At 70.9% G+C, this 21,413-nt stretch carries 18 protein-coding genes and 1 pseudogene; 15 read left to right on the top strand and 4 right to left on the bottom strand.

Annotation, left to right across the window (positions count from 1 at the left end; translation table 11 throughout):
* Positions 1–16 precede the first annotated feature (16 nt).
* From ACZ6SA_RS39150 to ACZ6SA_RS39115, 8 genes are all read left to right on the top strand, one after another.
* Positions 17–1,540, top strand: a complete 1,524-nt coding sequence (locus tag ACZ6SA_RS39150) for an ABC transporter substrate-binding protein (RefSeq protein WP_465833944.1) — start codon at positions 17–19, stop codon at positions 1,538–1,540.
* Positions 1,537–2,553 carry an ABC transporter ATP-binding protein gene (locus tag ACZ6SA_RS39145; protein WP_465833942.1) on the top strand — a complete coding sequence of 339 codons (1,017 nt, stop codon included), beginning with the start codon at positions 1,537–1,539 and terminating at the stop codon, positions 2,551–2,553. Before ACZ6SA_RS39150 ends, ACZ6SA_RS39145 begins: the two co-directional genes overlap by 4 nt.
* Positions 2,550–3,347 carry an ATP-binding cassette domain-containing protein gene (locus ACZ6SA_RS39140; protein ID WP_347647642.1) on the top strand — a complete coding sequence of 266 codons (798 nt, stop codon included), beginning with the start codon at positions 2,550–2,552 and terminating at the stop codon, positions 3,345–3,347. Before ACZ6SA_RS39145 ends, ACZ6SA_RS39140 begins: the two co-directional genes overlap by 4 nt.
* 24 nt (positions 3,348–3,371) lie before the next feature.
* Positions 3,372–4,982 (top strand): FAD-dependent oxidoreductase, encoded by a 1,611-nt coding sequence (locus ACZ6SA_RS39135; RefSeq protein WP_347647643.1) that lies wholly within the window; start codon positions 3,372–3,374, stop codon positions 4,980–4,982.
* Complete coding sequence (locus ACZ6SA_RS39130) at positions 4,982–5,890, top strand: dihydrodipicolinate synthase family protein (RefSeq protein WP_465833940.1); 909 nt, start codon at positions 4,982–4,984, stop codon at positions 5,888–5,890. The genes ACZ6SA_RS39135 and ACZ6SA_RS39130 overlap by 1 nt, the downstream gene beginning before the upstream one ends.
* Positions 5,883–7,517, top strand: a complete 1,635-nt coding sequence (locus tag ACZ6SA_RS39125) for an alpha-amylase family glycosyl hydrolase (RefSeq protein ID WP_465833938.1) — start codon at positions 5,883–5,885, stop codon at positions 7,515–7,517. The genes ACZ6SA_RS39130 and ACZ6SA_RS39125 overlap by 8 nt, the downstream gene beginning before the upstream one ends.
* Entirely contained in the window at positions 7,514–9,070 is a 1,557-nt protein-coding gene (locus tag ACZ6SA_RS39120) for an arylsulfatase (protein WP_465833936.1), read from the top strand. The genes ACZ6SA_RS39125 and ACZ6SA_RS39120 overlap by 4 nt, the downstream gene beginning before the upstream one ends.
* Positions 9,071–9,211: 141 nt before the next feature.
* Entirely contained in the window at positions 9,212–9,814 is a 603-nt protein-coding gene (locus ACZ6SA_RS39115; RefSeq protein WP_465833934.1) for a cadmium resistance transporter, read from the top strand.
* A gap of 38 nt (positions 9,815–9,852) precedes the next feature.
* Here the strand turns inward: ACZ6SA_RS39115 and ACZ6SA_RS39110 are convergent, their stop codons facing one another.
* The 3 genes from ACZ6SA_RS39110 to ACZ6SA_RS39100 all read right to left on the bottom strand — a co-directional run bounded on the left by ACZ6SA_RS39110 (position 9,853) and on the right by ACZ6SA_RS39100 (position 12,629).
* Positions 9,853–10,752, bottom strand: coding sequence for an alpha/beta fold hydrolase (locus tag ACZ6SA_RS39110; protein WP_465833932.1), 900 nt, complete (start codon positions 10,750–10,752; stop codon positions 9,853–9,855).
* 177 nt (positions 10,753–10,929) lie between these two features.
* On the bottom strand, positions 10,930–11,436 hold the full coding sequence (locus ACZ6SA_RS39105) for a hypothetical protein (protein ID WP_465833930.1): 507 nt from the start codon (positions 11,434–11,436) through the stop codon (positions 10,930–10,932).
* Complete coding sequence (locus ACZ6SA_RS39100) at positions 11,433–12,629, bottom strand: molybdopterin-dependent oxidoreductase (RefSeq protein WP_465833928.1); 1,197 nt, start codon at positions 12,627–12,629, stop codon at positions 11,433–11,435. The genes ACZ6SA_RS39105 and ACZ6SA_RS39100 overlap by 4 nt, the downstream gene beginning before the upstream one ends.
* A 468-nt stretch (positions 12,630–13,097) precedes the next feature.
* Here ACZ6SA_RS39100 and ACZ6SA_RS39095 point away from each other — a divergent pair, with 468 nt between their 5' ends.
* The 5 genes from ACZ6SA_RS39095 (at position 13,098) to ACZ6SA_RS39075 (ending at position 17,159) form a co-directional block, all read left to right on the top strand.
* Positions 13,098–13,940, top strand: a complete 843-nt coding sequence (locus ACZ6SA_RS39095; RefSeq protein WP_347647650.1) for a neutral zinc metallopeptidase — start codon at positions 13,098–13,100, stop codon at positions 13,938–13,940.
* A 253-nt stretch (positions 13,941–14,193) separates the two neighbouring features.
* Positions 14,194–14,715, top strand: a complete 522-nt coding sequence (locus ACZ6SA_RS39090) for a matrixin family metalloprotease (RefSeq protein WP_347647651.1) — start codon at positions 14,194–14,196, stop codon at positions 14,713–14,715.
* A 29-nt stretch (positions 14,716–14,744) separates the two neighbouring features.
* Positions 14,745–15,353, top strand: coding sequence for a hypothetical protein (locus ACZ6SA_RS39085; protein WP_465833925.1), 609 nt, complete (start codon positions 14,745–14,747; stop codon positions 15,351–15,353).
* Between the two features lie 131 nt (positions 15,354–15,484).
* Positions 15,485–16,570, top strand: coding sequence for a HesA/MoeB/ThiF family protein (locus tag ACZ6SA_RS39080; protein ID WP_465833923.1), 1,086 nt, complete (start codon positions 15,485–15,487; stop codon positions 16,568–16,570).
* A 103-nt stretch (positions 16,571–16,673) separates the two neighbouring features.
* Positions 16,674–17,159 (top strand): hypothetical protein, encoded by a 486-nt coding sequence (locus ACZ6SA_RS39075; RefSeq protein WP_465833921.1) that lies wholly within the window; start codon positions 16,674–16,676, stop codon positions 17,157–17,159.
* 43 nt (positions 17,160–17,202) lie between these two features.
* Here ACZ6SA_RS39075 and ACZ6SA_RS39070 read toward each other — a convergent pair whose 3' ends face one another.
* Complete coding sequence (locus tag ACZ6SA_RS39070) at positions 17,203–17,571, bottom strand: nuclear transport factor 2 family protein (RefSeq protein WP_465833919.1); 369 nt, start codon at positions 17,569–17,571, stop codon at positions 17,203–17,205.
* 218 nt (positions 17,572–17,789) lie between these two features.
* On the opposite strand from ACZ6SA_RS39070, the gene ACZ6SA_RS39065 reads away from it, so the two are divergent.
* Together ACZ6SA_RS39065 and ACZ6SA_RS39060 are read left to right on the top strand one after the other, a co-directional pair.
* Positions 17,790–21,005: an AfsR/SARP family transcriptional regulator gene (locus ACZ6SA_RS39065; RefSeq protein ID WP_465833917.1), complete on the top strand. Its 3,216-nt coding sequence runs from the start codon at positions 17,790–17,792 to the stop codon at positions 21,003–21,005.
* 298 nt (positions 21,006–21,303) lie between these two features.
* Positions 21,304–21,413 (top strand): annotated as a pseudogene (locus ACZ6SA_RS39060) (inositol-3-phosphate synthase); the annotation flags it as partial.

Raw genomic sequence — 21,413 nt, 5'->3', positions numbered from 1 at the left:
GTCAGGAAGGATTCCCATGAGGCCCGTTCGGCTTCGTCGTGCGGTGGCCCTCGCCGCCGCGACAACATCCATCGTCGGGCTGGTGGCCTGCAGCACCACCACCGGCGGCTCGCCGACCGGTGGCGCCGTGCAGCAGGATCTGGCCGTCGCCGTCTGGACGCCGATCGAGAATCTCGACCCCCACGGCGCGTCCGCGATGGACAACGGCACCCAGGTGGCGGCCAAGGCGATCTTCAGCGCGCTGGTCCGCACGGCGGGGAAGGGCTCGTTCGAGGGCGTGCTCGCCGAGTCGTGGCAGGCCAACGAGGACGCCACGGAATGGACGTTCACGCTGCGGAACAACGTCAAGTTCTCCGACGGCACGCCGGTCACCAGCGCCGACGTCGTCGCCTCGTTCGAGCGGCTGCTGGCGCTCAAGGGCGCGATGGCCAGTAACTATGCCGGCCACAAGGCCAAGGAGAGCGGTGCGGACAAGGTCGTCATCACGGCCGAGGACCCTGATCCCGCGCTGCTCGGCAAGCTCATCACCTTCTACGTCACCCCCGCCGCGCACCAGGACGGCGATTGGGCCAAGCCGATCGGCTCCGGCCCGTTCGTCGTCGAGAAGTTCACGCCGGGCCAGAGCCTGGTGCTCGCCCCCAACCCCGGCCACTGGCGCGGCAAGCCGGCGCTGAACCGCCTGGAACTGCGCAGCATCCAGGAGATGGCGGCGCGGATGACCGCGCTGAAGACCGGCGAGGTGGACCTGACGTGGGCGGTCCCCGACGACCAGTTGCCCGGTCTGAAGGGCGACTCCGATCTCGTGGTCGAGAAGGACTCGGGCAGCGGCGTCATCACCATGTGGATGAACGGCTCGGAGAAGGGCCTCAAGGAGGCCGCTGTCCGGCGCGCGCTGTGGCAGGCGGTCGACTTCGCCACCATCATCAAGTCGCTCTTCCCCGAGACGGGTTCGCCGGCGAACTCCGTGGTGACCCCCAACGTGCTCGGCTACGCGCCGCAGACTCCGGTGACGTACGACCCGGCCGCGGCCAAGAAGGCGCTGGACGACGCCGGCTGGGACTACGACCAGACGATTCAGATGCAGTTCTCCCAGCCGCAGTTCCAGCAGTTCGCCGACGCGGTGGCGAGCGACCTCGCGAAGATCGGGGTCAAGGCCGAGCCCACCCAGAAGGAGGCGGCGGTCTTCCTGCAGGATCTGCTGGCGCTGAAGTGGGACCTGAACATCCAGCAGCTCGGCACCGCCGGCTTCGACGCGGCGACCAGCCTCGGCCGGTTGTACACCTGCGCGGCCAAGCGCACGGGCTACTGCAACCCCGACCTCGACAAGCTGCTGGCCCAGGCGGGCTCGACCAGCGACACCGCCAAGCGCCAGGAGCTGTACGCGCAGGCCAACAAGGTCATCTGGGATGACGCGGTAGGTATGTACCCCATGTTCGTGCGGAACCTGTACGTCCGAAACAAGTCCGTGCAGGGCCTCGCCATTCCCCCCGACCTCACGCCGGACTTCTCCACCGTCAGGATCGGCAACGGCGCATCATGAACCGCTCCTCGAACGTCACCGATCCGGTGCCGGCGGAGCTCGACCCGGAGCAGGCGCCGCTGCTCCAGGTCGAGCACCTGTCCATCGACCTGCCCGGCCCGTCCGGGCCGGTCCGCGTGGTGGACGACGTCTCGTTCACCGTCGCCGCGGGCCGGACCACCGGCCTGATCGGCGAGTCGGGCAGCGGCAAGACGATGACGGCGAGCGCGATCATCGGCCTGCTGCCGGCCGGCGCGGCGGTCTCCGGCCGGCTGCTGTGGCACGGCGAGGACATGGCCGCCATGGCGGAGCAGGACCGCCGCCGGCTGCGCGGGCGCGGCATCGCCATGATCTTCCAGGACCCCCAGGCGGCGCTGGATCCGACGCAGACGATCGGCCGGCAGGTCGGCGAGATCCTGCGGCGCGGCGGGATGCCCGCGAAGGAGGTGCGCGGAACCGTGATCGACCTGCTCGACCGGGTGGGCGTCCCGGACCCGGAGAAGCGGCACGCGCAATATCCCCACCAGTATTCGGGCGGGCTGCGACAGCGGGCCATGGTGGCGACGGCGCTCGCCGGCTCGCCGGAGCTCATCCTCGCCGACGAACCGACGACGGCGCTCGACGTCACCGTGCAGGCCCGCATCCTCGCCCTGCTGAGGCGCGTCCGCGACGAGGAGGGCATGGCCATGCTGCTGGTCAGCCACGACCTGCGGGTGATGGCACACGTGGCGGACGAGGTCGTCGTCATGTACGCCGGCCGCATCTGCGAGGTCGGCAGCGGCAGGGAAGTGCTCAACAGCCCGGCGCACCCGTACACGCGGGCGCTCGTGGTGAGCGTCCCGGCCGTACGCAGCAAGACGGCCATCGCCGAGCCGCTGCCGGGCAGCCCGGCGAGCCCGGCGGAACGCCCGAGCGGATGCCCCTTCCACCCGCGGTGCGCCAAGGCGCAGGCCCGGTGCGCGAGCGAGGTGCCGCGGATGCGGCAGGTCGCCGCCGGCCGGCAGGTCGCCTGCCACTTCCCGGAGGAGACGTGAGCGCATCGGCTCTGGTCGAGGTCAGCGACCTCGTGGTCAACTTCCACACCCGGCGAGAGCGCAGGCGCGGCACCGCGCCGAACGCCGTCGACGGCGTCTCCTTCGCCCTCCGCCCTGACGAGACCCTCGCGATCGTCGGGGAGTCCGGCTCGGGCAAGACCACGGTCGCCCGCTGCGTCGTCGGGCTCCAGGCACACCAGGAAGGCGCGGTCCTGTTCGACGGGGCTCCGGTCGGCCCGGTGGCGAAGCGGTCACCGGCGACCCGGCGGGCGATCCAGATGGTCTTCCAGGACCCCGCCGCCTCGCTCAATCCCAGGATGAGCGTCCGGTCCATCATCGCCGAGACCTGGCGGACCCACCCGTCGGCCGCTCCGGACGGCCGCTCATGGGATGCCGCGATCGGCGAGCTGCTCGCGGACGTCGGCCTCGACGCCGACGTCGCCACCCGGCGGGCCACGGCCCTGTCCGGTGGGCAGTGCCAGCGGGTCAGCATCGCCCGCGCGCTCGCCCTGCGTCCTCGGCTGCTCGTCTGCGACGAAGCCGTCTCGGCGCTCGACGTCTCGGTGCAGTCGCAGATCCTGCGGCTGCTGGCCGGCCTGCGCGCCGCCCGCGGGCTCGCCATCCTCTTCATCACCCACGACCTCGGGGTGGTCCGGCAGATCGCGGACCGGGTGGCGGTCATGCACCAGGGCAGCCTGGTCGAGACGGCGACCGCCGACGACCTGTTCGAGCGGCCCGGCCATCCGTACACCAGGAAACTTCTCGACGCCGCCCTTGACCTCGAGGGCGCCTGAATTCACATGCAACCAGGGGGAACGTTGGAATCGCGGATCACTGATGCGGATCTGGCCATCATCGGCGGTGGCGTCGGCGGAGTCGCCGCCGCGCTCGCAGCTCTGCGCCGCGGGCTGCGGGTGGTGCTGACCGAGGAGGGCGACCGCGTCGGCGGGCAGTTCACCAGCCAGGGCGTGCCCCCGGACGAGCACCGGTGGATCGAGCAGTTCGGCTGCACCGCCTCCTACCGCCGGTACCGCAACGCGGTCCGCGATCACTACCGGACGTGGTACCCCCTCACCGTGGCCGCCAGGAGCCAGCCACACCTCAACCCCGGCCTGGGCCGGGTCGGTGCACTGTGCCACGAGCCGCGGGTCAGCGGTGCGGTGCTGCGCGCGCTCGTCGACCCCTACCTGAGCAGCGGCCGGCTGCGCGTCCTGCTCCGTGCGCGGCCGGTCGCGGCGGAGACCGACGGCGACCGGGTCAGCAGCGTGACAGTGGACCGCGCGGACGCCGGCCTGGTGCACATCGCGAGCCCGTACTATCTGGACGCCACCGAGCTCGGTGACCTGCTGCCGCTCGCGGGCGTGGAACACGTCACCGGGTTCGAGTCCAGGCACGAGACCGGTGAGCCGAGCGCGCCGGAGGCGGCGCAGCCCGGCAACATGCAGGCGTTCTCCTGGGTGTTCGCCGTCGATCACCGCGAGGGCGAGGACCACGTGATCGACCGGCCGGCGAATTACGACCACTGGCGCGCGTACCGTCCCGACTACTGGCCGGGACCGCAGGTCGGGCTGACCGCGCCGGACCCGCGGACGAGGGAGCCGCTGACGCGGACGTTCACCCCGAACATCCGCTCGGGGCCCGTGCTCGCCGACCAGAGCCAGGACCCGGGGGATCGCGAGCTGTGGGAGTTCCGCCGGGCCGTCGCCCGCGAGCTGTACGAGCCCGGCTTCGTGACCAGCGACGTCACCCTGGTGAACTGGCCCATGATCGACTACGTGGCGGGGGCCCTCATCGGCGTGAGCGAGGAGGAGAAGGCCCGCCACCTCGCCGGAGCGCGTGAGCTCTCCGCGAGCATGCTCTACTGGCTGCAGACCGAGGCGCCACGGCCGGACGGCGGCCGCGGCTGGCCGGGACTACGGCTGCGGCCGGACGTCATGGACACCCCCGACGGCTTCGCCGCCGCCCCCTACATCCGCGAGTCCCGGCGGATCAGGGCCGAGTACACCGTCGTCGAGCAGGACGTGTCCCTCGCCGTACGCGGAGATGCGGGCGCGAAGCCGTACGACGACACGGTCGGCATCGGCATGTACCGGATCGACCTGCACCCCTCGACGGGCGGCGACAACTACATCGACGTTCCCAGCTGCCCGTTCCAGATCCCCCTCGGCGCCCTGCTGCCCGTACGCGTGCGGAACGTGTTGCCGGCCGGCAAGAACATCGGCAGCACGCACATCACCAACGGCTGCTACCGGCTGCACCCCGTGGAGTGGAACATCGGCGAGGCCGCCGCCTCACTGGTGGCCTACTGCCTGGGGGAGACGGTGGAGCCGCACGATGTCCGGCGCAAGGAAGCACACCTGCGAGCGTTCCAGGGCGCGCTGAAGGCCGACGGCGTCGAGCTGTCCTGGCCGGAGATCCGGGGGTACTGATGCCGGTGTCAGGTGTGATCGTCCCCGCCGTGACCCCGATCGGCGAGAGCGGGCGTCCGGACCTCGCGGCCGGCCTGGGATATTTCGGCGCGCTCGCCGCCGCGGGCATCACGAAGATCATGCTCCTGGGCACGAACGGCGAAGGGCCGCTGCACCAGACGGCGGAGATCGGCGCGTTCCTCGCCGATGCCGTCGGCCGCTGGCGGTGGCTGGTGCCGGGCGGCACCGTCGTCGTCAACGTCTCCGCCGCCGGCACCCGCGAATCGCTCAGGCGGGCCGAGCTCGCCGCGGCGGCCGGGTGCGACGCGGTCGCCCTCAGCCCGCCCTGCTACTTCCACCATGACGAGCACGACATCGTCGAGCACTACCGGGCGAGCCGTGCCGCGGCCGTGCCGGTGATCGCGTACAACATCCCGCGGTACGCGCCGCCGTTCTCGGCGGGCTCGATCGCCGCCGTCGCCGACATGGAGCACGTCGCCGGCGTCAAGGACAGCTCCGGCGACCCGGACATCCTGCGGCAGTGGCTCGACGTCAAGCGCCACCGGCCGGACTTCGGCGTGAGCCAGGGAGCGGAGGGCAAGATGCTCGACGCGCTGTCCGCGGGCGCGGACGGGATCACTCCCGGAATCGCCAACCTCGCCCCGCGCGTCGCGCTCGAACTCGTCGCCGCGCACCGCGCAGGCGATCAGGAGCGTGCCGCCCTGGCCCAGAAACGGGTCGTCTCGCTGCTCGGGGTGCACGCGATCCGGGCCGGAGTCCCGGTCGTCAAGGCGAGCCTGGCCCTGCGAGGCCTGTGCGCCCCCACGGTCGCCCCACCGCTGCGGACCCTCGACGACGGCGAACTGGCGGCACTGCGCGAGTTCCTGACGGAATTCGAGCCTGACCTGATCGGAGCCGCCGATGGCTGACGTCGAGTGGTGGCGTACCGCGGTGATCTACCAGATCTACATCCGGTCCTTCGCGGACGGCGACGGCGACGGGATCGGCGACATCGCCGGGATCCGCAGCCGCCTGGGCTACCTGGCCGGGCTCGGTGTCGACGCCATCTGGATCACGCCGTGGTACGAGTCGCCGAACAACGACGGGGGCTACGACGTGGCCGACTACCGTGCCATCGCCCGCGAGTACGGCGACGTGCGCGGGGCCGAGCAACTCGTCGCGGAGGCGCACCGGCATGGCCTGAAGGTGATCCTGGACATCGTGCCGAACCACACGTCCACCGATCACCCCTGGTTCCAGGCCGCGCTCGCCGCCCCGCCCGGCTCCCCGGAACGCGCCCGGTACCACTTCATGGACGGGCACGTCGTCCCCAACGACTGGCGCAGCACGTTCGGCGGCCCGGCCTGGACCCGGGTGCCCGACGGGCAGTGGTACCTGCACCTCTTCGACCCCACCCAGGCCGACCTCGACTGGTCCCATCCCGAGGTCCGCGCGGAGTTCCTGGACCTGCTGCGCTTCTGGTTCGACCGCGGGGTCGACGGGTTCCGCGTCGACGTCGCCACCGGCCTGATCAAGCACCCCGGTTACCCCGATCTCGGCTACCGGGAGGAGGACCTGCTCGTTCTCACCGACGTGCCCGACCATCCGCACCGGGACCGCGACGAGGTGCACGCCGTCTACCGGGAGTGGCGCGAGGTGGCCGACGCCTACGACCCGCCGAGGATCTTCGTGGCCGAGGCGTGGGTGGCGGACCCCGAGCGGCTGGCCAGGTACGTGGCGCCGGCCCAGCTCCACACCGCCTTCAACTTCCCCTTCCTGCAGTCCGCATGGGACGCCGGCGACCTCTTCACGGTGATCGACTCCACGCTCCGCACGATGTCTCTCTCCGGGTCCCCCTCCGGCGCGCCGCCCACCTGGGTGCTGTCCAACCACGACGTCGAACGCACGGTGACCCGTTACGGCCGTGCCGACACCCGCAAGCACCAGGGGAGATCCGGTCACGAGCTGGGCCCGGTCGACGAGGATCTGGGCCGCCGTCGCGCCAGGGCCGCGCTGCTGCTGATGCTGGCGCTGCCCGGCGTCGCCTACCTCTACCAGGGCGAGGAACTCGGGCTGCCCGACCACATGGACATCCCCGACGATCGTCTCCGCGACCCGATCTGGACCCGTTCGGGCGGGCGCCGCCGGGGACGCGACGGCTGCCGCGTACCGCTGCCCTGGACGCCGGCGCCGGACGGCGCCGGGTTCGGTTCGGCGGACCCGTGGCTTCCGCAGCCTCCCGGATGGGGGCGGCTCTCGGTGGCGAACCAGGTGGACGACCCGGCCTCCACCTACCACCTCGTGGCGCGGGCGCTGCGGATCCGGCGGGAGCTGGACGTCCCCCAGGAGCTCGAGTGGGTGGACCGAGCCGGCTCGGTCCTGCGCTTCCGTCGCGGACCGGACTTCGAGTGCGTCGTCAATCTCGGTGACACGGAGGTGCCGCTGCCCGCCGGCACGGTCACCCTCCTGCGCAGCGACGCCCACGCCGCCGCGGGCGACCCGCTCGGACCGGACACCGCCGCCTGGCTGCGGGTGCGGGGCGACGGTACGACATGAGCCGACCCAACATCGTGCTGATCCTCGCCGACGACCTGGGCTACTCGGACATCGGCTGTTACGGCGGCGAGATCCGCACGCCGAATCTCGACCGGATCGGCCGGGCCGGGGTGCGGCTGTCGCAGTTCGCCAACACGGCACGGTGCAGCCCGTCGCGCGCGTCCCTGCTGACCGGGCTGCATCCGCACCAGACCGGTGTCGGTGTCCTGGCCGGCAACGGCGCACCCGGAGGCTATCCGGGCAGCCTCGACGACCGCTGCGTGACCGTCGCCGAGCTGCTCGGAGCCGCCGGGTACGCCACCGCCATGTCGGGCAAATGGCACCTGAGCGGGCCGTTGTGGGAGCCGGCCGGCTCGTGGCCCACCCGGCGAGGATTCGGCGACTTCTTCGGAACCCTCAGCGGATGCGGGAGCTACTACGACCCGGCGACCCTGTACCGGGGCGAGGCGGACGCGAGCGCCGAAACCCGCGATCCGCGGTTCTTCTACACCGATGCGATCACCGACCACGCGGTGGAGTTCATCGGCCGGGAGGCCGCCGCCGGCCGTCCGTTCTTCGCGTACGTGGCCTACACCGCGCCGCACTGGCCGCTGCACGCGCCCGAGGAGGACGTCGCCGGGTACGACGGCGTCTACACCGCGGGCTGGGACGAACTGCGCGCCCGCCGGCTCGACCGGCTGCGCGCCGAGGGCCTGCTCGGCGCCGAGTCGGCACTGTCCCGGCCCGACCCGGCTCAAGCACCGTGGGCGGCGGCGCCGGACCAGGCGTGGGAGGCCCGCCGCATGCAGGTGTACGCCGCCCAGGTGGAGCGGATGGACCGGGGCATCGGCCGGATCCTCGACCAGCTGGCGACCTCCGGGGTCTACGACGACACCGTCGTGGTGTTCCTGTCGGACAACGGCGGCTGCGCCGAGATCCTGCCGCTCGGCGACCTGGAGGAATTCCGGGCCAGGCGGCACATCGTGCCGGCGGCCACCCGGGAGGGCGCCGAGTTGCGTGTCGGCAACCTCCCGGGTGTCGATCCCGGCCCGGAGGACACCTACGCGAGTTACGGCCCCGCGTGGGCCAACCTGTCCAACACCCCGTTCCGTCTCTACAAGCGGTGGGTCCACGAGGGAGGCATCGCCACCCCGTTCATCGTGCACTGGCCCGCGGGAGGCCTGGCCGCGGGCCGGATCGTCCGGACCCCCTTCCAGCTCACCGACGTGCTGCCCACCCTGCTCGCCGCCGCCGGCGTCGAGTACCCGCGCGAGTACCAGGGGCGGGATACGCCGCCCTTGGAGGGGCGCAGCATGGTGCCCGCCGTGCGCGGCGAGCCGGTCCCGGACACGTGGCTGTTCTGGGAGCACCTGGGCAACGCCGCCGTACGCCGGGGGCGGTGGAAGCTGGTCCGCGAGCACGCGGGGCCATGGGAGCTCTACGACATGGACACCGACCGCTCCGAGCTGGCCGATCTCGCCGGACGCCACCCCGGCCGCGTCGCCGAGCTGGCCGCCGCGTACCGGCGCTGGGCGCGGCGGGTCGGCGTCATACCCCGCGAAGGGGCGGGTTGACGGGTGTGCTCAGGTCTGATTCGTACCGATGACGCGTCTCGAAGTTTGCTGAGACGCTCGTCTCGGCACCCTGACCGGGGGCGCGTACGCGACCGATAGGGTCAGCCAGGATCGCACCGATGCGAAGGGGAACAACCTGCCGTGAACGTAGGCGTCGTCGGGCAGGCGGCGGGGTTGTTCGCGGTCACGAACATCGACGACATCCTGATCCTGGCATTGTTCTTCGCGCGGGGCGCCGGGCACCGGGGTGCGGCGGCGCGCGTGGTGGCCGGCCAGTACCTCGGGTTCCTCGGCATCCTCGTCGTGGCCGCGACCGCGGCAGTCGGCGCCACGTTCCTGCCCCAGCCGGTGCTGCCGTACCTGGGAGTGCTCCCGCTCGTCCTCGGGCTCAGGGCCGCCTGGCAGGCGTGGAAGGATCACCGCGACGGTGGTGAGGACGAGCGCGCGGACGGGCGTGCCGGTGGTCCGAAGGTGCTGGAGGTCGCCGCGGTCACCTTCGCCAACGGTGGCGACAACATCGGTGTCTACGTCCCGGTCTTCGCCACCGCCGGTGCCGGCCCGATGAGCGTGCACATCGCCGTTTTCCTGGCCCTGGTGGCCGTGTGGTGCCTCGCGGGACGATTTTTCGCCACCCGCCCGGTCGTCGCTCGCGCGCTGAGCCGGTGGGGTCACCTCCTGTTGCCGATCGTGCTGATCGGCCTCGGGGTGCTCATTCTCGTGGAGGGCGGCGCCTTCGGCCTGTAGGGGTCAGCTGACGCGCGTGCTCGTGGTGGACGCCCGCACTAGCCGGCGACCTGCGTGGTGACGCGCTGGACGGCCTTGACGGCGGCGTCGGGCTGGTCGGTGTAGATGTAGTGGCCGCTCTTGGCGGCCGTGCTCAGCCTGCTCCTGCTGGAGATCGCGAGCCACTTGCGCTGGCCGGCGCTCCACGCCTGCTCCAGGTGCTCGCCGTAGGTGGGGATGGCCGCGAGGTACGGCCGGCCGTGCTTGATCACCTCGACCGGGATGTCCCCGGCGGAGCGGACCTTGCCGTCGGCCATGACGAGCTGCTCCGGGTTCTGCCCCTTGAAGATCGCCAGGTTCTGCGCGCGCACCTCGGCCGCCGGGCCCTTGGCCGAGGCCGGGATGACCTTGGCGACGTCGCCGGCCATGGTCGAGGGAGTGGCGTCCATCAGCACCAGCCCCTTGACGCGGTCCTGGTGGTCGGGGGCGTAGCGGGCGGCGATGAGCCCGCCGAGCGAGTGGCCGGCCAGCACGACCGGGCGGTCACCGGCGACCTGGTCGAGCACCCCGGTGAGGATCTTGCCGGTGCTCGCGAAGTCCTGCGGGCCCTGCGGCTTGTCGCTGGCGCCCGCGCCGAGCCGGTCGTAGGAGCAGACCCGGTTCTTGGCGCTGAGCGTCTTCTGCAGGGCGGCCATCTTGGTCAGGTCGTCGCCGCCGCCGTGCATCAGCACGATCACCGGCGCACCGTCGGCCGCCGCACCCGAGCAGGACACGTTCACCGACCTGCCCGCGACCTCGATCTTCTTGGTCCCGTAGCTCAGGTCGGCCTCGATCTGCTGCTCGGCGGAGGCGATGGGGTCCCAGTTCTCCAGCGCGTCGCCGTTGCAACCGGTGGCGCCCGCGCCGATCACGGTGCCGCACAGCGCGGCGAGAACGGTTGCCTTGATCTTGCGGGGCATGGGGGTCCTCCGGTGACTCACAGGGTGGTGTGGTGGGAAAGCGGCGGAGCGCCGTAACCACGCCTCAACGTTATGGATCAGGCCGTCCCCGAAGCGTCCCCGCACGGTGGACATTCGCCGGTAGCTCGCACGGGGGACAAGCGCGCCCGCCGCCGCGTCACCGCCGATCGCGGCCGGTCAGCGCTTCGACCGTCCCGCGGCCCGGTGCCGCACCGCGTAGAGCAGGCCCGAGACGCCGAAGAGCACCAGGGTGATCGACAACCACCGCCCGAGGTAGGGGGAGGTGCTCAGCCCGACCGCTGCCTGGTAGTTGCGCTCGGCACCGCGCAGGACGAGGGGGAACCACACGAGCAGCAGCAGGCAGGACAGCCCGGCCGGCACCCGTACGTGATTGACCACCGCGGGCCGCCGCCCGGCCGGCCGAGCCGGGCCGGGGCGCGCAGGAAGCTTCGGCAGGGATCGGATCGCGGTGTCGGCCGCCGAGTACAGCGGCCACAACACCAGGTCGTGGAAGATGACGGCGCCGACGAACCACACGGCGAACCCCATCCAGATGCCGGCCTCCACCACCCGGGTGGCGGCGTAACCGGCCACCGCGAAGCAGGCCGCCAGCCCGAGAAGGTGCCACGGGCCGGCACCGTAGGCGCTCGCCCACCGGCTCGCGCCGCGACCGCGGCGGTTCACCGTCCCTCCCGGCGGAACTCGAGTTCGCGCACCCACTTGGTGTTGTGCACGCCCGGGGCGTTCGGCACGATGACGCGCGCGGGGAATCCGTGGTCGAGGGAGAGATCGGCGCCGTTGACCCGCAGCGCCAGCAGCGAACGCGGGTCGGCCACCTGCCCGGCGCTGAGCGAGGCCTGGCCGAAATAGCCCACGCGCTGCAGCGATCCGGCCGTGACCGCCGCCGCGCCGGGCGGGACGCCGGCCAGGCGGGCCAGGTCCGCCAGCCGCACACCCGTCCAGACCTGCTCGGTCGACCACCCCTCCACGCAGGCGATCGGCAGCGCGTAGGTGTGCAGCGGCATCGCCAGCAGGTCCGCACGGGACAGGTGCACCGGGCTCGCCCCCACGACCGCCAGCCGCCACCCGTCGCCCGTCTCCGCCGCGGTGACGCCGAGGCTGGCCGCCGTCTTGTTGACCTGGAAGTCGTTGGGCCCCGTCCCGTACTCGCGCCCGTGCGGAGCCAGCAAGGCCGTTCGGCGCAGCGGCCCGTCCAGCGTCTGGCCGGCCGACAGGCCGAACATCAGCGCCGAGCCACCGCCGACGAACGCCAGCAGGCCGCGCCGGGACATGGTGGGCGGCGCCGGATCAGCCGGGACCAGGCCGTCGGGGTCGGGAGGTTCCGGTCGCGTGTCGGCCAGGCGCGTACGCAGCTCGCGCCGCAGGTCCCGGGACCGCACCGCGCGGACCGCCCGGGGCAGCCGCATGGCGACGTGGACGGCCAGCGCCGCCAGAAAGATCCACGCACCGTACAGATGCGCCGGATAGAAGGAGAAGGGGAAGACGTAGAAGAGCTGGATGTTGAGGATCCCGGTAGCGAACTGGAACCCCGCACCGCCGACCAGCAGCACCAGGCTGGCGCGGTCGACGGCCTGCGCGATCGAGCGCACCGGCGGCCACTGGAACAGCTTGGGGATCACCGACCACAACTTGGCCAGCAGCACCGGTACCAGCGTCAGCCCCAGGATGACATGGGTGCCCTGGGTGACCCGGTACAGCCAGGCCGGGTGCGTCGGCCAGTCGAAGAGATAGAAACCCAGCAGACCCTTGCCCGGCGTCGTGTCGTTGCCCGGCAGCCGGGGCTCGTAGGCGGCGTACGACACCAACCCGGTGACCGCGACGACGGCGAGCCCGACGAGCAGGACGAGACCGAGCACCGACGTGAGCCAGGGACCGCGCAGCGGGCTCCGCCAGAAACCCGGGCGGAACGGCCCGGGGGGCGCGGTCGCCTTCGGCCGTCCGGCCCGGCGGCTTCCCGTAGCGGACGCGTTCCGGGCATGGGCGCGCCCATGCGGCGTATCCGGCACTGATCCCCCCGAAGCCGGTAGTCGGATGCTGAGCTCCTTACCGGGAGTGCCGCCTTCAACACGGGACGACGGTAAACATCCCGCCATGCCGCGATCGCCTTGTCCGGGTCCCCCGCGTTCTCGACGGTCCCACGACGGACGTCCTGCCGATCATGACCGCTCCGGCGGCGCCGCGTGATTCACGCGTGTTCGTATCCCTCGTCACACGCGTCACATGGAGCAATCGTGCCAATTGCGACGCAATATGCCCGATCTTGACCTAATCTTGTGCAGTCTATGAACGTTTCTCACAGATTCGCAGCGCTCGCATCCACCGGTGTGGCCCTCACGATGGCCGTGACCTCGCAGGTGTTCGTCTCGCCTGGCGTGGCTTCGGCGGCCGTGGCACCCAGCAACCAGATCCAGCACGCTGCCCAGCCGCTCGGGGGAGCCGCGGCGAGCACGCTGAGCCGGAGCGCCAGTGCGAACAAGTCGCTGGCCACCAAGAACCGGATCTACCGTACCGGCCGCCTCACCGACGTGAACTGCAGGCCCGGTGCGCTGCCGTCCGGGAGCACGGCAGCGTACAAGCGCTTCCTGACCCGCGTGACCAACTGCCTGAACAAGGCGTGGGGCGCGCAGTTCCGCAAGGCGCGGATGCCCTTCTCCAAGCCGCGGCTGCGCATCATCACCAGCAAGGTGAACACGCCCTGCGGCAGGTGGAGCACCGGCGCCGACGGCTACTACTGCTCCGCCAACCGCACGATGTACATGCTGATCACCAAGAAGCAGCTCCGCCAGCCGTTCCCGCTGGGCATCGCGCGGCTCATGGCTCACGAGTACGGCCACCACGTGCAGCAGACCTCGCGGATCTGGAGCTACTACTGGACGGCCCGCAACTCGGCCGGCCGCTCCCAGCGCCTGGCGCTGTCGCGCAGGTCCGAGCTCCAGGCCGAGTGCTTCTCCGGCGCCTTCATGTCGACGCTGCGGGACGGTTCGCAGTTCTCGGACCGGCAGTGGGACTACACGGTGAACTGGTTCAGGAAGAACGGCGCCAAGGCGTGGCCGCAGAACGACCACGGCAGGGGGCCCACGCAGGCGACCTGGATGACGCGCGGCTACAACAGCGGCTCTCCCGGAGCCTGCAACACCTGGGCCGCGTCGGCCCGCAGCACCACCTGACGTCACGCCACCCTCGGTGATCGTGCTTCGAGCGGACTGACACCGCGTTCAAGGCGATCTCCGTGCTGTCCACCACGTTCTCAAAGGGGAAGGGCCGGGCCCGTCACGGGTCCGGCCCTTCCCTTGTGTCATCACGGGTCCCGGCTCCGTGACAGGTCTCGGACGCACGGTACAGAAGGTCTGCATCCGGTGGTAACGACATTCGTACGCCGGCCACCGATCATCGTTCGTGGACCAGGACAGGAGGAACCGGATGACCATGCGCAGAGGCGTTCTCCGGACCATGGCGGTGGCAGCGACCGGGATCGTCGCGGTGGCGGTGAGCACCACCCCGGTCATCGCCCACAGGAGCGGCAACGGCCTGCAGACCCCCCAGCTCAGCGTCTATCCCTACAACTACAACGACGTCTGGCAGCCCGCGATGAACAAGGCGGGATCCAACTGGAACGCGACCAGCACCCCGGTGCGGGTCTACAAGGACAGCGACTCCGGGTCGACGATCACCGCGAAGAGCTACAGCAACACCTGGTACGGCACCTACACCCGGTGCGGCCCCAGCTGCTTCTACATCAAGCTCAACTCCCGCACCATCGCCAGGGACGCGTCCAACACCTCCAACTTCATCACCAGCGTTCTCGTGCACGAGCTCGGCCATGCCCTGAACCTGGCGCACAACACAGTGACGTCCATCATGAACCGCAGCCGGAACCGGAACTCCACGACCTACACCAAACCCCGGCCCCATGACGTCAGCGACGTCAACGCCTATTACTGATGACCGGATGCGTGGGAAAGGCAGATCACATGAAGGCGTTGACCCGGCTGCTGGCGGCCTCCGCGACGGCGGCCCTTCTCGTGACGGGATGCTCCGGGGCCGAACCGGCCACGATGGTCATCGAGGCCGAATATCCCGAGTACAAAAGCGCGGAGGAGCTTTTCGCGCGGGCGACGCTGGTGGTCGAGGCCACGTTGTCGACGACGTCACGCGTTCGGCGCGAGGCGGAGCCCGTTCCTGATCCGTCGGACACCGACCCGTTGTCGAACCCGATGGCGGGCGCCCCGCAGCAGGCGGATCCCTCGGCCGCCGCGCCGCCAGGCGACGTCGTGACCGTCCACGACGCGAAGGTGCTGAAGGTGTTCAAGGGGTCGGCGAAGCCCGGGCAGACCGTCGAGGTCAAAGAACTCGGCGGCACCATCGACGGCGTGAAGTACGAGGTGGAGCACGCCACGCCGCTGAAGGGCGGCGGCAGCTACCTGCTCTTCCTGGAGACGTACGCGGACTCCCCGGCCGCGATGCTCAACTCCGACCAGGCCCAGTACGCGGTGAGCGGCACGGGCGACTACGTCGCGCTGCCGGCGAACTCCATCAAGCTGACGGCCGACGACGTCTCCAGGTTGTCGGCCAAGGACTGACCCGCAGCCCTGGCGAGCTTCGCGACAGGCTGTTCGACCGTGGCGTAGCCGGCGATCAGGAACCGGCCGGCTTGTGGAACAAACCTCTGCTGGGCAGAATGCACCCGAGGGAGCCCGGCGAGGAGGAGCGCGTGACGGAGTGGCGCCCCCGGCTGCGGGAAAGCGTGATCGTCCAGGCCGAGGGCCGGGAGCTGCTCTTTCTGTGCACGGCGGACAGGACCGTGAAGAGATTCGCCGCCGACGATTTCGTGAGACACGTGATAAAGCTCCTCGACGGCACGCGCACGTATGCCGAGATCGAGCGTTCCGTCGGTGATGCGCAGGCGCTCGGTGAGGTGCTGCAGATCCTCACGGAAGAAAGGCTGCTGAGTCGTGTCGGGGATTTGGCGTCGTCCTTTTCGAAGCTCGGGGAGGAGCGTGCCGAGTTCTACGACCGCCAGTTGCGGTTGCTCCAGGATTTCTGTGACCAGGGCCGTGCCGACGTCGTTTCCGGCGTGCGGTTGCAGGAGCGTGTGGACCGCTCGACGGCGGTGGTGTGCGGCGTTGGCGGGCTCGGGGGCTGGGTCGCGCTCTGTCTGGCGAGCGCGGGTGTGGGCGCGATCCGCCTGTGCGATTTCGACCGGGTCGAGCCGTCCAATTTGACCCGGCAGAGCCTGTTCGCCGTCGCCGACGTGGGGGCGTCCAAGGTGGAGGCGGCCGCTGCCAGGCTGCGGGCGGCCAATCCTTATGTCACGGTCGAGACCTTCGACCGGCGTGTGACGTCGTCCGCCGATCTGGCTGACCTGGTGGACGGGGCGGGTGTCGTGGTCAACGCGATGGATTTGCCCACGCCCAATGACACGGCCGCCTGGGTGAGCGAGGCCTGCTGGCCGGATGTGCCGCACATCCTGGGCACCGGCTATGCGTACCATATCGGGGTGCTCGGCGCGACGGTTCTTCCGGGCAGAACGGCCTGCTGGGCGTGTGTGCGGGCCGAGACGTTCGCAGATCACGGGCGTCATCGGATGGAGTCGCTGATCGGCAAGAGGCAGAGGGCGGGCGCCATCGGGGCGTTGTGCGGGCTGATCGGCACCATTCTGGGTTGGGAGGCGATCCGGGTCCTGGCGGGGCTGGAGCCGGCGCTGAGCGGCAAGTGGAGCGAGGTGGACTTCTGGCCGCTGGAGATCCGTTCGCGTCCCGTTCCGCGGCGACCCGACTGCCCGACCTGCGGTCCCTGACGACACACCGCCGGAGGGGTTCCGCGCGTTGTGCGCCTGTGCCCGGTCGTTTCTGGAACGCTGGTGGCGGAGGACGCTGCGGGCGAGGTGGTTCGGAGGCGACATGAACGAGGCGACCGCGCATCTGCTGTTCGATGCGGTGGAGCGCTTGGAGAAGAACATCGTGGCCCGGGAGTGCCCGGCCGTCGTCGCCATGGAGGGCACGGACAAGGTCGTCCTGAGCGAGTACGACTACCTGCGCGATCCCGTCACGGCGGAGGCGTTCGAGATCAGGGCGGCGGAGAAGGCCCTGGAGATCGACGTCGTCCGCTGGGTGCTGGGCGTTCCGCAGGTGTGGTTGTTCAAGCCTCCGGGCACGATCGCCGTCCGGCCCGTCTCCTCCCAGCCGCTCCAGGAGGGAGAGCAGGAGGCCATCACCTGGATGAGCTTCGACCGCGACGACGGCGTGGACTACGGGCGGGTCGCGTACGTGCGCCGCCCGAACGGGGAGCCGGTGTTCTCGGACCCGGAGGTCTTCGACGTCGCCATCCGGCCGGCGCAGACCATGCCCGGTTTCGTGCTGCTGCAGCGGTGCCTGGCCGAGGACTGAGGGCCGGCCCTCGACGGACCGGCCCTCGCCCCGGTGGCTGCCGTCAGCGGTGGCCGTTCTCCTTCAGTTCGATGACCCAGGCACGACGCTCGGCGATCCTGCCGTCGCGCATGACGAACACCTCCGCCATGGACATGCGCATCTCGCCGCCCGCGACTCGCTTCACCGTCCCGGTGAGTTCCGCCATGACGACGTCGCCCTGCTCGACCATGCGCACGACCTCCAGGTGAGGAGGGTTGGCGAACTCGGGCGGGCCGTCGATGGCCTGGTCGTAGGCGTCCTTGCCGGTCAGATGGAAGGCGCCGAAGACGGTCCACTCGATGTCGTCCGTCAGGCAGGACAGGATCTGCTCGTGATCGTTCTTGCGGAAACCGTCCAGATAGGTGTTGACGGTCTCGATGTTCCGTGACATGTCTGCTCCTTCATGTCGGATGTCGCACTTCAAGGGGGCGTCACGCCGTCCTCACCGGAAAGGTCGGAGCGCCCGGAGCGTTCTTGACATCGCCCCGGCATCCGATGTCCAACTCGCCAATGCCGCCGGGGATCGAAGAGTTCGCAACCGTTTCTTCACCCAGTGGACCGCCGGAACGGGCCGTCCAGGTTTACAGTGCGTCCATCCAAGGGAGCACGATGAGGTTTGGGATATTAGGTCCACTGACGGTGTGGCGCGAGGAGGAGCCGCTCGATCTCGGCACGCCCAAGGCGCGCGTGCTGTTGGCGGTCTTGCTGTGCCAGGCGGGCAACCCTGTTTCGGAAGACCAGCTGCTTGTGGCGCTGTGGGGGGACACCCCTCCGAAGAGCGCCACCAAGAACGTGCAGACCTACGTCCACCGGCTCCGGCGGCACCTGGACGACCCGGCTCGCGTCGTGCGGCAGGGCTACGGCTATCTGGTGACGGTCTCCGCGGACGAGCTCGATGCGGGGCGGTTCGAGAACCTGGCGAGCTCGGGGCAGGCGGCGGAGGCCGCCGGTGAGCCGGAGGCGGCGACCCGCCTTCTGCAGGAGGCGCTGGATCTCTGGCGCGGGCCCGCGTTCGCCGGCATGGCCGATGTCCCGATGCTGGCCACGGAGGCCGCGCGGCTGGACGAGGTGCGCATGTCGGTCCTGCAGTCGCGGATCGCCGTGGACCTGAGCCTGGGTCGCCACGCCGCGCTGCTGGGCGAGCTGACCGCGCTCACCGGCGAGTACCCCCTGCGGGAGCGGTTGCGCGCGCAGCTGATGCTGGCGCTGTACCGCTGCGGCCGGAGGGCGGACGCGCTCGCCGAATACACGCGTGCCCGCAGGACACTGGTCGAGGAGACCGGCCTGGACCCGGCGGAAGAGCTGCACGACATGCACCAGAGGATCCTCACGGAGGACCCGTCACTCGACCTCGTTCCTCGCGCCCAGGCGAAGATCACGCGCTCGCCTGGAGGGCCGGGCCCGTACAGGCCGGCGGAGGCCCGGCCCCACCGTGAACGGGCCGCGCGCCGGCCGGACGGAGTGAGCACCGAGCCGGGCGAGAAGGCGCGGCACGCGCCCGGGCGTGTCCTGCCCGCCTACCGTCGCGTCCATGCCACGGCCCTGACGCCCGAGCTTCGAACGGCCCCCATCCCCGCGGAGCTGCCCCCGGACATCGCGGAATTCACGGGCAGGGACGGCGAGGTGGCGGAGCTGACCGAGGCCCTCACCAAGCCGCGGCCGGGCACCGTCGCCATGGCCGGCGTCGCGGGTATGGGAGGCCTGGGCAAGACCACGCTCGCCGTGCACGTCGCGCACCGGATCGCGGGTCGTTTCCCCGACGGTCAGCTCTACGCGGACCTGCGCGGCGCCTCCGCCGACCCCGCCCGCCCGGAGGACGTGCTCAGCCGCTTCCTGTTCGCCCTGGGCATCAGCGCCACCGGCATACCCGAATCCCTGGAAGAACGCGTGGCGCTCTACCGGAGCTGCCTGGCCGGACGGAGAACTCTCATCCTGCTGGACAACGTCGCGGGGGAGGAGCAGGTGCGGCCGCTCCTGCCCGGGGCCCCCGGCACGGCCGTGCTGCTCACCGGGCGTGTCCGGCTGGTCGGCCTCGAGGGCACGAGCCTGCTGGAGCTCGACGTCCTGCCGTCGGCCCAGGCCATGGACCTGCTGAGAAGGATCATCGGTGACGAACGCGTCCAGGACGATCCGGACGCGGCTCTGGAGATCACCCGGCTGTGCGGTCGCGTCCCGCTGGCGGTCCGCATCTCGGCGGCCAGGCTCCTCGGCAGGAGGCAGTGGAGCCTGGCCCACCTCGCCGGCGTCCTCGGGGAGGAACGCCACCGGCTGGACGAACTCGTGGCGGGCGACCTCGACATCCGCGCGGGATTCGAGATGACCTACCGGACGCTTCCCGCGGGCGCGCAGCGGGCCTTCCGGCTCGCCGGGCTGCTCGACGCGCCCGACTTCGCCTCCTGGGCGGTGGCCGCCCTCCTGGACGTGCCGGTACGGCAGGCGGAACGCGAGATCGAGACCCTGGTCGACGCCCATCTGCTGAACCTCACGGGGACGGACGAGACGGGCAGGCTCAGGTACCGGTTCCACGACCTGATCCGGTTGTACGCGCGCGAGCGGGCGCAGCGCGAGGAATCCGAACCCGAGCGCCAGGCCGCGCTCCGGCGGGCCCTGGGCGCGTGGCTGGCCCTGGCGGAGGTCGCGGCGGAGCACGTCCCGGGCCCCTGCTTCGCACTCATGCACAGCAGTGCGCCGCGCTGGCGGCTGCCCGCGGCGGTGTCCGGCCCGCTGCTGGCCGACCCGATGGCCTGGTTCGGCGCGGAGCACGCCGCGCTGATGGCGGGGGTGGCCCAGGCGTGCGAGGCGCGCCTGACCCAGCTCGCGTGGGACCTCGCGGGGTCCACCGAGACGTACCTCAACGTGCGCGGCCTGTACGACGGCTGGCTGCGCATGCACGAGCAGGCGCTCGCGCTCTGCCGTGAGACCGGCGACAGGCGCGGCGAGGCCGTGCTGATGCGCGGCCTCCTGGAGGTCACCACCTGGAGTTCGCCGGCGGGCCCCGGACCGGCGATGACGCGGATGCGGGCCGGCGCCTCGCAACTCCTCGACCTGTTCACCATGCTGGACGATCCGGTGGGAATGGCCGACGCCCTGGCGACCCTGGCCTGGAGCATGACGGCCGACGGGAACGGCGGTGCGCAGGCGCTCGCCCTGGCGGAGCGCGCCCTGCGGACGGCCGCCGACGCGGGCTACCTCGGCGGCCAGGCGCGGGCCTACCACGTGATGGCGATCATCTACGGCGAGGACGACCCGCGGGCGGCGCACACGGTCCTGGAGCAGGCGACGAAGGTCGCCGAGGCGCTCGGCAACCCCCACTACACCACGACGATCACCCAGTTCCTCGGGGCGGCGAAAGCGTTCAGCGGTGACTTCGCGGGCGGCCAGCGACTGCTGGAGAGGTCCCTGGACATGGCGCGGCGGTTGAACTACCGCTATCTGGAGACGTTCTCGCTGCTCTACCTCTCGAAGTTGTTCCTCGTCACCGGGGACGAGCGGGCCAGGGCGACCGCCGAGCTGACGCTGGCCCACAGCGAGGACGGCAACTTCGGCCATTACCTCGCCGACGCGCTCAGCCTTCTCGGGCAGGTGAACCTGGCCGAAGGAGACCTGCCCGCCGCCATCGCCGCCCTCGAACGCTCGGTCCGGGTCTGGCGGACCCGCGGCTCGATCCCCTACCTGGCGCGGACGCTGCGCGCCCTCGGCGACGCCCACGACGCCGCCGGCGACCACCGCACGGCCAAGGCCATCTGGGAAGAGGCTCGCGAACTGTTCCACGGGATCTCGCACGAGGACGGCGTGGGAACGCTGGACGCCCGGCTCGGCCGCTGACCCGCTCATGTCGCCGCGAGACGAACCGGCCACCACGAATGTTGTCATCCACCCGGTCCGTCCGTACGCCGCTCCGGCGGGCGCGAAAGGGGTGCGGTCTTTCTCGCCGCGCAGCCGTGCGCATTTCACGCCGCGCACAAGTCAACCTGTCCCCGGACATTGATGGATCTGATGGAGAGATACCTGACCGCCGAACGCAGAGGGTGGGAAATGTCGGATACCCGACACGCGTGTGGCGATTCTCCTTTGCGCTGCACTTGGATGGTCACCATTCCGGTTCATTGATGGGAGGAACCGCATGGGTTCGGTTCGTGTGGCCATTGTCGGTGTCGGCAACTGCGCGTCGTCGCTGGTCCAGGGCGTTCACTATTACAAGGACGCCGACCCGGACGTACGGGTCCCGGGCCT

The organism is Nonomuraea sp. NPDC049378, assembly GCF_055586745.1.
Note: the sequence above shows the minus strand (reverse complement) of the source record. Positions and strands in the feature narration are given on the sequence as shown.